This window comes from Pseudofrankia saprophytica (assembly GCF_000235425.2).
GTDB classification, from domain to species: Bacteria; Actinomycetota; Actinomycetes; order Frankiales; family Frankiaceae; genus Pseudofrankia; species Pseudofrankia saprophytica.
The window spans coordinates 6471597-6480789 of the sequence record NZ_KI912266.1; the positions used below are offsets into that span (position 1 = coordinate 6471597).

Here is a 9193-nt window from a genome sequence, read left to right on the forward strand (position 1 = left end):
CGGGGCGGATGGAGCGGATGGAGGGGTGTCGATGAGCGACGGCGGCCCGACTGGCGACGAGCGCACCCGGGTCGTGCCCACGTCGACCTACCGGCTCCAGCTGCACCTGGAGTTCAACTTCACCGACGCCGCGGTGATCGTGCCGTATCTGGCGGCGCTCGGCGTCTCGCACCTGTACCTGTCGCCGGTCCTGGAGGCGGCCCCCGGCTCGATGCACGGCTACGACGTCGTCGAGCACGGCCGGATCAGCCCGGAGCTCGGCGGCGTCGGCGGCCTGCGCCGGCTCACCGCCGCCTGCCGGCGGGCGGGTCTGGGCCTCGTCGTCGACGTGGTGCCCAACCACATGGCGATCCCGACCCCGCAGACCGCGAACCCCGTCTGGTGGTCGGTGCTGCGCGAGGGCCCCGACTCCCCCTACGCCAACTGGTTCGACATCGACTGGGCGTCGACGGACAACCCCGGCAAGGTGCTGATGCCGCTGCTCGGCCAGCCGCTGCACGACTGCCTCGAGGCCGATGAAATCTCCCTGGTCAGGACCGCCGACGCCGCGGAGACCGGCGCCGGGGACCTCGCCGGGTTCGGCGACGTGGGCGCCGGCGATGACACCGTCGACGGCGACGACTGGGTGATCACCTACTACGACCATGTCCTCCCGGTCGCGCCCGGCACCGCCGACCCGGACGACCTGGCCGGCACGCTCGACGCCCAGTACTACCGGCTGTGCTGGTGGCGCACCGCCGGCACCGAGCTCAACTACCGGCGGTTCTTCGACATCACGACCCTTCCGGCGCTGCGCCAGGAGGACCACGACGTCTTCGCCGCCACCCACCGCCTCCTCATCGACCTGGTCCGCGCCGGCACCGTCGAGGGCCTGCGGATCGACCACCCCGACGGCCTCGCCGACCCGGAGGAGTACCTGCGCCGGCTCTCGGACGCGACCGGCGGGGTGTGGACGGTCGTCGAGAAGATCCTCGAGGGCGACGAGTCCCTGCCCGAGGCGTGGGCCTGCGACGGCACCACCGGCTACGAGGCGCTGAACCGGATCACCCGGCTCTTCCTCGACCCACTCGCCGCCCGCCCGCTGGCCGCGCTCTACGCCGAGGTCTCCGGCGAGGCGCCCGACTGGGCGCACACCGCGCACCAGGCCAAGCTGGACGTGCTGGACAACGTGCTGCGCCCCGAGCTGGACCGGCTGACGGCGCTCGCGCTCACCGAGGCCCGCCGGGACCGCGCCGACCTGACCCGCACCGGCCTGCGCGAGGCGCTGCGCGAGGTGCTCGCCGGCTTCGGCGTCTACCGCGCCTACGTCCGCCCGGACGGCACCCCGTCGCTGGAGGCCCGCTCGCACGTCGTCCGGGCCTGTGAGGAGGCGCGCCGCCGGATCCCGCGCCGCGCCACCGAGATCGACCTGATCGAGGACCTGGCGCTCGGCGGCCCGGCGGAGTTCGTCGTCCGCTTCCAGCAGACCTGCGGCCCGGTGATGGCCAAGGGCGTCGAGGACACCGCGTTCTACCGGTTCGGCCAGTTGGTCGCGCTCAACGAGGTCGGCGGTGACCCCGGCGCCTACCCGGCCTTCCCGCCCGGCCATCCACGCAGCGCCGTCCACGAGTTCCACGAGGCCAACGTCACGACGGCGCGGACCTGGCCGCTGACGATGACGACGCTGTCCACCCACGACACCAAGCGCTCGGAGGACGTGCGGGCGCGCCTGGCGGTGCTCTCGGAGGACCCGCGCGGCTGGGCGGACGTGGTCCGCCAGCTCGGCCGGCTCGGCTACCGGCACACCGACGCCGAACGCGGCTGGCCGGACCCGGACACCGTCTACCACCTGATCCAGGTCCTGGTCGGCGCCTGGCCGATCACCGCCGAGCGGGTCCGCGAGTACATGCTCAAGGCGGTCCGCGAGGCCAAGACGCACACCTCGTGGAGCGACCAGGACCCGGCGTACGAGAACGCGCTCACCACCTACGTCGACGCCGCCCTCGAGGACCCGGACTTCGTCGCCGCGCTGGAGAACTACGTCTCCACGATCGTCGAGCTCGGCCGGCAGAACTCGCTGGCCGCCCGGCTGCTGCAGCTCACCGCGCCCGGCGTCCCGGACGTCTACCAGGGCCAGGAGCTGTGGGACCACTCGCTGGTCGACCCGGACAACCGCCGGCCGGTGAACTTCGGGGAGCGCACCAAGCTGCTCGGCGAGCTCGGCACCGACCCGCTGCCGCGGCGCCCGCCATCGCTCGACGACACCGGCGCCGCCAAGCTGCTGGTGGTCTCCCGGGCGCTGCGGGTGCGCCGTGAGCACCCCGAATGGTTCGGGCCCGGGGCGTCCTACCGGCCCCTGTGGGCGGCGGGCTCGGCGGCGGAGCACCTGGTGGCGTTCACCAGGGCCGAGTCGGTGGTGACCGTGGTGCCCCGGCTGGTGCTCGGTCTGCGCCGCGGCGGTGGCTGGCGGGACACCACGCTCGCCCTGCCCGACGGCCGCTGGCTCGATGTCCTCACCGGCCGCCGCCACGACGGCGGCACCGCCTACGTGCTGCGCCTCCTGCGCGACTTCCCCGTCACCATGCTCATCCGCGTCCCGTAGACCACCCGGCGTTAGGGCATGGGGGTGCCGGCGGTAAGACAGAGGCGATGAGCACTTTCCGGGTCTGGGCGCCCCTCGCGAAGTCCGTCGCCGTCGTCACCGCGCGGCCCGGTGACCCGCCCGCGGCCGGTGATGCCGGCGGTCCGGGCACCGGTGGCGCCGCCGAGCCGGCGGACGACCTGGTGACCGACCTGGCGGCGGGTCCCGGCGGCTGGTGGACGGCGGAGGTGCCGGGCGCCGGGCACGGCACCGACTACGCGTTCCGGCTCGACGGCACGGACGAGGAGCTGCCCGACCCGCGGTCGGCGTGGCAGCCGTACGGGGTGCACGGCCGGTCCCGGGTCGCCGACCACGGCCGGTTCGCCTGGACGGACCAGGGCTGGCGGGGCGTGCCGCTCGGCGGAAGCGTGCTCTACGAGCTGCACATCGGCACATTCACCCCGGAAGGGACGTTCGACGCCGCTGCCGGCCGGCTCGATCATCTCGTCGACCTCGGCGTGGACGCCGTCGAGCTGCTGCCGGTGAACGCGTTTCCCGGCCGGCACGGCTGGGGCTACGACGGCGTGGGCCTGTTCGCGGTCCACGAGCCGTACGGAGGGCCGGACGGGCTCAGGCGGTTCGTCGACGCCGCCCACGCCCGCGGCCTCGGCGTCGTCATGGATGTCGTCTACAACCACCTCGGGCCCGACGGGAACTACCTGGGCCGGTTCGGCCCGTACTTCACCGGCCGGTACGCCACCCCGTGGGGCTCGGCCGTCAACCTCGACGACGCCGGCTCCGACGAGGTGCGGGCCCTCATCGTCGACAGCGCGCTCGCCTGGCTGCGCGACTACCACTGCGACGGCCTGCGGGTGGACGCGGTGCATGAGCTGCGCGACAGCCGGGCGATGCACGTCCTCGAGGAGCTGTCGACGGCGGTCCACCGCCTGGGCGGGCACCAGCGTCGGCCGTTGTTCCTCGTCGCCGAGTCCGACCTCAACGACCCGCGGATGATCAGATCGGTCGAGGCCGGCGGCCACGGGATGGACGGCCAGTGGGCCGACGACATCCACCATGCGCTGTGGACGGCCCTCTCCGGTGAGCGGCAGGGCTACTACCGCGACTTCGGCTCGCTCGCGACGCTCGCGAAGGCCTTCGAGGGCGGATTCGTGCACGACGGGACGTACTCGACGTTCCGCGGCCGCGCCCACGGGCGGAAGATCCCGCCGTCGGTGCCGGCGTCCCGGCTCGTCACCTTCCTGCAGGACCACGACCAGGTCGGCAACCGCGCCATCGGTGACCGGGCGGCGGCGACGCTGTCCGACGGCCTGCTGCGGGTCGGCGCCGCGCTGCTGCTGTCCGGGCCGTTCACGCCGATGCTGTTCATGGGCGAGGAGTGGGGCGCGACCACCCCCTGGGCCTACTTCACCGACCACGAGGCGGACTGGCTCGCCCAGGCCGTCCGCGACGGCCGGCGGGCCGAGTTCGCCGCCCATGGCTGGCGCCCGGGCGACGTGCCCGACCCGCAGGCCGAGGCCACGTTCACCCGATCGAAGCTGGACTGGTCGCAGCCGGCCGCCGAGCCGCACCGAGGCCTGCTCGACTGGCACCGGCGCCTGATCGGGCTGCGGCGCACGGTCGCGGACCTGGCCGACCCGTCCTGGGCCGGCGTGCGCTGCGCCTACGACGAGCGGGCCCGGTGGTTCGTGCTGTACCGGGGCGGCCCGCCGGCCGAGATCGCCGTGGTGTGCAACCTGTCGGGGACGCGGCAGTCGATCCCCATCGACCCGACGGGGCCGGCCCATGAGCAGGCGGACCTGCCAGGGCCGGGCGGCGTGGTGATCGACGTACTGGCCGCGTCGACCCCCGGGTTCGTCTACCAGCCGGACAGCGTCGAGACCGACGGCGAGTCCGTGGTGATCGCCCGGCTGCTGCCGCGCCACCTCGGGGAGCACCGCCCGGTACCGGCCCCCTAGCGTCCCCGGGTGGTCAGCGTCTCCGGGTGGTCTCCTGGGGGCTTTCGGCGCGGCGGAGCACGAAGTACAGCAGCCCGAGCAGGCCCAGCGCGAACAGCAGGACCACTACCAGCAGAATCACGTACGTAGCCATGGCCCTATCGTCGCCGCCCGGCCCGCCGTCGGAAAATCCGCCCCGCCCAGGGTCGCCAGATCGCCGATCGGCGGTCAGCCCGTCGACGAGGCGGCGGCGGTGCCCTTCCAGACCGCATCGGCACCGGAATGCCCGATCCGGACCACCTCCACGACGGTCACGACGGCCAGCGCCACCACGATCAGCGACGCGGCGAGTACCAGCGCGCGCGGCCTGGCCTGCCCCGCGGACCCCGCCCCTGACGGCGCCGGTGTCGCCCAGGCGGTCGGGCGCCAGCCGTCCACCCAGAGCATCAGGAGGGCGGCCACGAACAGGCCTGCGACCCAGGGCAGCAGCTGTTCGCCGAGATCCGCGTGCCGTTCGATCAGCGGGTTGTCGGCGCCCAGCCGCTCGCGCAGCTTGTCCCCGGACGACGTCGTGACCGGAACCAGGATGAGCGCGGCTGCGGCGCCTAGCGCGGGCAGGGGCCCGAGGTTACGCCGCAGCCGTGGCCACAGCGCGCTGAGCACCAGCAGTGTCGCCACCAGTGGTATCAGCACAACCGAGGCATGAACGATCAGGGCGTGAGTGGGCAGCCCGAACACGGTAGCGGGCAACGCGGCCTCCTGGTGGAGATGCAGGGCGGGTGAGGTGACAGATCAGCCGCCGCGGCTACTGGCCACAGAGGAGATCGCATCCGACCTTGCCCACGTTGGCTGGGAATCTCCTGAGAATCTCCGGCGCCTTAGCAGGCTGCTTACTACTTACCCTTCGTCAAGCGCCGAAGTGCGCCGGCCGGCTGTGCGCCGCGCGGCAGGCCGATGCCCCGCTACGAGGTCGGATGCTCACCCGGTTCCGGGGTGGCGCGGATCGGTCCCTTGTCGAGGCGGCTGCCGGGGCGCGGCGTGGCGTCCGGGTCCGCGACGCCGGCCGACGGCGCCGGGGCCGGGGCCGAGATCTTGCCGAGCAGGCCGTTCAGCTCGCCGAGGCCGTTGCCGAGCGCGGTGGTCAGCTCGCTCGGGACGATCCACAGCTTGCTGGCCTGCCCCTGGGCGATCTCCGGGAGGGTCTGCAGGTACTTGTAGGCGAGCAGCTTCTGGTCCGCGTCGCCCGCGTGGATGGCGGCGAACACCGTCGCGATCGCCTTCGCCTCGCCGTCCGCGCGCAGGATCTGCGCCTGCTGGTCGCCCTCGGCCCGCAGGATCGCCGCCTGCTTCTCGCCCTCGGCCCGCAGGATCTCGCTCTGCCGGATGCCCTCGGCGCCGAGGATCGCCGCCCGGCGGTCCCGCTCGGCGCGCATCTGCTTCTCCATCGCCTCCTGCACGGAGCGCGGTGGCTCGATGGCCTTGATCTCGACCCGGTTGACCCGGATGCCCCACTTGCCGGTCGCCTCGTCGAGCACGCCGCGCAGCTGGGTGTTGATCTGATCCCGCGAGGTGAGCGCGGCCTCCAGGTGCAGGCCACCGATGACGTTGCGCAGCGTGGTGACGGTGAGCTGCTCGATCGCCTGGATGAAGTTGGCGATCTCGTAGGTGGCCGCGCGCGGGTCGGTGACCTGGAAGTACAGGACCGTGTCGATGCCGACGACCAGGTTGTCCTCGGTGATCACCGGCTGGGGCGGGAAGGCCACGACCTGCTCGCGCAGGTCGATGCGCTCCCGGATCCGGTCGACGAACGGCACCACCAGCGCGAGCCCCGGCACGAGGGTGCGGTTGTAACGGCCGAGCCGCTCGACGACCATCGCACGGGCCTGCGGAACGATCTTGATTGTTCGGACGACGAAGATAAGCGCGACGAACGCCAGAACGACCGCCACGATCAGTCCACCGGTCATGCCAACTCTCCTCGTGGAGCCTGCGGCCCCGGGATCTCTTCCAGGTGGACGATGGCGGTTGCCCCGTCGATGCGCAGCACCCGCACCCGGCTGCCGGCGGCGAGCACGGCGTCCTCCGGGTAGGCCCGTGCCGACCAGACCTCGCCCCTGATCTTCACCCGGCCGTCGTCACGGTCGACTCGCTCCAGGACGACACCTTCGCTGCCGACCAGCGCATCCGTGCCGGTGGCGACGAGCGGGGTGTTCATGAGATGGCGGCGGGCGATCGGGCGCAGCCCGAAGGTCAGGCCGCCCGACGCGACGACGAACGCCACGACCTGCCAGGCCGTGTCGCCGCCGAGGAGCGCCACCAGCGCGGAGACCAGCGCCGCGCAGGCCAGCATGAGCAGGTAGAGACCGCCGGTGAGCAGCTCACCGACCGCGAGCGCCCCCGCGACCACGAACCAGACAACCTCGGCCGGCACGACTCCATCGTAGGCCTGATCATGCGGTTTTCCGCCTGGCAATGTCGGCCGCCGGACAAACAGGAAATCAGTCGGTTCGGCCATCGCGAAAAACGCTCACGCGGACCCGGCGGATCAGCGCCTTTCCCCTCCACGAGCGTGCCGCCGGCCGCTCGGCTCGGCCGGCCCAGCGGGTTGGGTACCGTTGACGACAGCCTCGCGCCGCCACCCTGACGGCGCCGCCAGGGCGCTGGTGCCGCCGGGTCGGCGGTGCCGCCCGACCTCGACAAAGGAACCGTGACGACACCGTGCCCGTCATGACATCCCGGCAGCGCATCGCCTACCAGGGCGAGCCTGGAGCGAACTCCCATCTCGCCTGTCGGAACGTCTACCCGGACTTCGACGCGGTGCCGTTCCAGACGTTCGAGGAGTGCTTCGCCGCGATCGAGGACGGCACGGTGGAGCTGGCGATGATCCCGGTGGAGAACTCCACCGCGGGCCGGGTCGCGGACATCCACCACCTGCTGCCGCAGGCGAAGGCGCACATCATCGGCGAGTACTTCCTGCCGGTGCACCACCAGCTCATGGCGCTGCCCGGCGCGACGCTCGACGGGCTGAAGGCCGTGCACAGCCACCCGCAGGCGCTCGCCCAGTGCAGGGAGGCACTGCGGGGGCTCGGCCTGCGGGCGGTGCCGGACGCGGACACCGCCGGGGCCGCGCGCGAGCTCGCCCAGTCCGGCGACCTGACCAGGGCGGCGATCGCCTCCGGGATGGCCGCCGAGGTCTACGGGCTGGCGATCCTGCGCGCCGACCTGGAGGACGAGGACCACAACACCACCCGGTTCCTCATCTTCTCCGGCGAGAACCTGCGGGCCGCCGCCGGCGTGCACGAGCTGGTGACGACGTTCTTCTTCAAGGTGAAGAACCGGCCGGCCGCGCTCTACAAGGCGCTCGGTGGCTTCGCCACGAACGGCGTCAACATGACGAAGCTGGAGAGCTTCATGGTGAGCGGCCACTTCGTCGCCACCCAGTTCCTCGCCGACGTCGAGGGCAGCCCGGAGGAGCCGGCCGTCGCGCGGGCGTTCGAGGAGCTCGCCTTCTTCGCCGACTACCGCATCCTCGGCGTCTACCGCGCCAGCCGCTACCGCGAGCGCTTCACCAGCCAGGCCGCCGCCGCCCGGCCCGGGAACGGCGCCAGCTAGCGCGGCCGCGGAGCGCGCCGTCATGGCCGGCTGGCGCGTCCCGTGGAGCGCGGCGTCGTCATGAACCGCCGCACTGCCGGCACATTCCGCCTGGACCGGGCGCTAGGGTCGGGCCGGTGCGCCGCATCCTGCCCGTGCCCGAACCGAGCTCGCCGCCCCGGTCCGACCTGGCCCAGGGCGACCTGACCCAGGACGACCTGGACGCCGCCTACGCCGTGCCCGTGCTCCCTCTCGGCACCGCCCACGTCCGCGCGAACTTCGTCGCGTCGGCGGATGGCGCCGCCGAGGTGGACGGCCGTTCGGGCGGCCTCGGCGGACCGGCGGACCGGCGGGTGTTCCGCACGCTGCGCTGGCTCGCCGACGTCGTGCTCGTCGGGGCGGGCACCGCGCGGACCGAGGACTACGGCCCGGCGGTGGTGCCGCCCGAGCGGCGGGAGATCCGGGTCGCGGCCGGGCTCGCGCCCGTCCCGCCGATCGCCGTGATCAGCGGATCGCTGGAGTTCGACCCGGCGGCACGCCTGTTCGCGGCCGAGGTCCGGCCGCTGCTGCTCACCCGGGCGAGCGCGCCGGCGGAGCGGGCGGCGGCGCTGCGGGAGGTCGCCGAGGTCGTCGTCTGCGGCGACGAGCGCGTGGAGCTGGGGGTGGCGCTCGCCGAGCTGGTCGCGCGCGGCCTGCCGCGGGTACTCACGGAGGGTGGCCCGGTGCTGCACGGCCAGTTGGTCGGTGCCGGACTGCTCGACGAGCTGTGCCTGACGATCGCCCCGCTTCTCGGCGGACCGGGGCATCTTGGCATCGTCGCCGGGCTTCCCTGGCCGTCGGCGCGGACGATGACGCTGAGGCAGCTGCTCGAGGAGGATGGCGAGCTGTTCCTTCGCTACCAGCTCGCCCGCGATCAGTAACGAGCCGCTACCAACCGCCATATCCACAGGTCAGCGGCCGTCCACAGCCGACGGTCGACGCCTTCCGAGCGCGCCGCGAGCTGGCTAGCGTGCCGGCCAGTCCCGGGCGATGGGCGGGCACCGGGTGGGCGAAGGGCGGCGGACCGTGGTGGGCACCTCGATCTACC

7 protein-coding genes are annotated in these 9193 nt (G+C 73.1%); 4 read left to right on the top strand and 3 right to left on the bottom strand.

Annotated features, from left to right (window positions below):
- The first annotated feature begins 31 nt into the window (after positions 1–31).
- Together treY and treZ are read left to right on the top strand one after the other, a co-directional pair.
- Positions 32–2581, top strand: a complete 2550-nt coding sequence (gene treY / locus FRCN3DRAFT_RS0227440) for a malto-oligosyltrehalose synthase (RefSeq protein ID WP_007519534.1) — start codon at positions 32–34, stop codon at positions 2579–2581.
- A gap of 47 nt (positions 2582–2628) precedes the next feature.
- Positions 2629–4536 (top strand): malto-oligosyltrehalose trehalohydrolase, encoded by a 1908-nt coding sequence (treZ, locus tag FRCN3DRAFT_RS0227445; RefSeq protein ID WP_007519536.1) that lies wholly within the window; start codon positions 2629–2631, stop codon positions 4534–4536.
- 207 nt (positions 4537–4743) lie between these two features.
- Here the strand turns inward: treZ and FRCN3DRAFT_RS0227455 are convergent, their stop codons facing one another.
- The 3 genes from FRCN3DRAFT_RS0227455 to FRCN3DRAFT_RS0227465 all read right to left on the bottom strand — a co-directional run bounded on the left by FRCN3DRAFT_RS0227455 (position 4744) and on the right by FRCN3DRAFT_RS0227465 (position 6946).
- The gene (locus FRCN3DRAFT_RS0227455; protein WP_007519540.1) at positions 4744–5265 is read right to left on the bottom strand and encodes a DUF2231 domain-containing protein; all 522 of its coding nucleotides are present in this window, start codon (positions 5263–5265) and stop codon (positions 4744–4746) included.
- A 212-nt stretch (positions 5266–5477) separates the two neighbouring features.
- Positions 5478–6482 carry an SPFH domain-containing protein gene (locus tag FRCN3DRAFT_RS0227460; protein WP_007519542.1) on the bottom strand — a complete coding sequence of 335 codons (1005 nt, stop codon included), beginning with the start codon at positions 6480–6482 and terminating at the stop codon, positions 5478–5480.
- Positions 6479–6946: an NfeD family protein gene (locus FRCN3DRAFT_RS0227465; RefSeq protein WP_027140989.1), complete on the bottom strand. Its 468-nt coding sequence runs from the start codon at positions 6944–6946 to the stop codon at positions 6479–6481. The genes FRCN3DRAFT_RS0227460 and FRCN3DRAFT_RS0227465 overlap by 4 nt, the downstream gene beginning before the upstream one ends.
- A gap of 296 nt (positions 6947–7242) precedes the next feature.
- Here FRCN3DRAFT_RS0227465 and FRCN3DRAFT_RS46590 point away from each other — a divergent pair, with 296 nt between their 5' ends.
- Both FRCN3DRAFT_RS46590 and FRCN3DRAFT_RS0227475 read left to right on the top strand, forming a co-directional pair.
- Entirely contained in the window at positions 7243–8127 is an 885-nt protein-coding gene (locus FRCN3DRAFT_RS46590; protein WP_007519546.1) for a prephenate dehydratase, read from the top strand.
- 116 nt (positions 8128–8243) lie between these two features.
- Positions 8244–9026 carry a pyrimidine reductase family protein gene (locus FRCN3DRAFT_RS0227475; RefSeq protein ID WP_007519547.1) on the top strand — a complete coding sequence of 261 codons (783 nt, stop codon included), beginning with the start codon at positions 8244–8246 and terminating at the stop codon, positions 9024–9026.
- The last annotated feature ends 167 nt before the right edge of the window (positions 9027–9193 follow it).

What these genes read in the sequence shown, in the direction of transcription:
- FRCN3DRAFT_RS0227460 (WP_007519542.1), bottom strand. Translation starts at nt 6,482, where the DNA reads ATGACCGGTGGACTGATCGTGGCGGTCGTTCTGGCGTTCGTCGCGCTT.
- treZ (WP_007519536.1), top strand. Translation starts at nt 2,629, where the DNA reads ATGAGCACTTTCCGGGTCTGGGCGCCCCTCGCGAAGTCCGTCGCCGTC.
- FRCN3DRAFT_RS46590 (WP_007519546.1), top strand. Translation starts at nt 7,243, where the DNA reads ATGACATCCCGGCAGCGCATCGCCTACCAGGGCGAGCCTGGAGCGAAC.
- treY (WP_007519534.1), top strand. Translation starts at nt 32, where the DNA reads ATGAGCGACGGCGGCCCGACTGGCGACGAGCGCACCCGGGTCGTGCCC.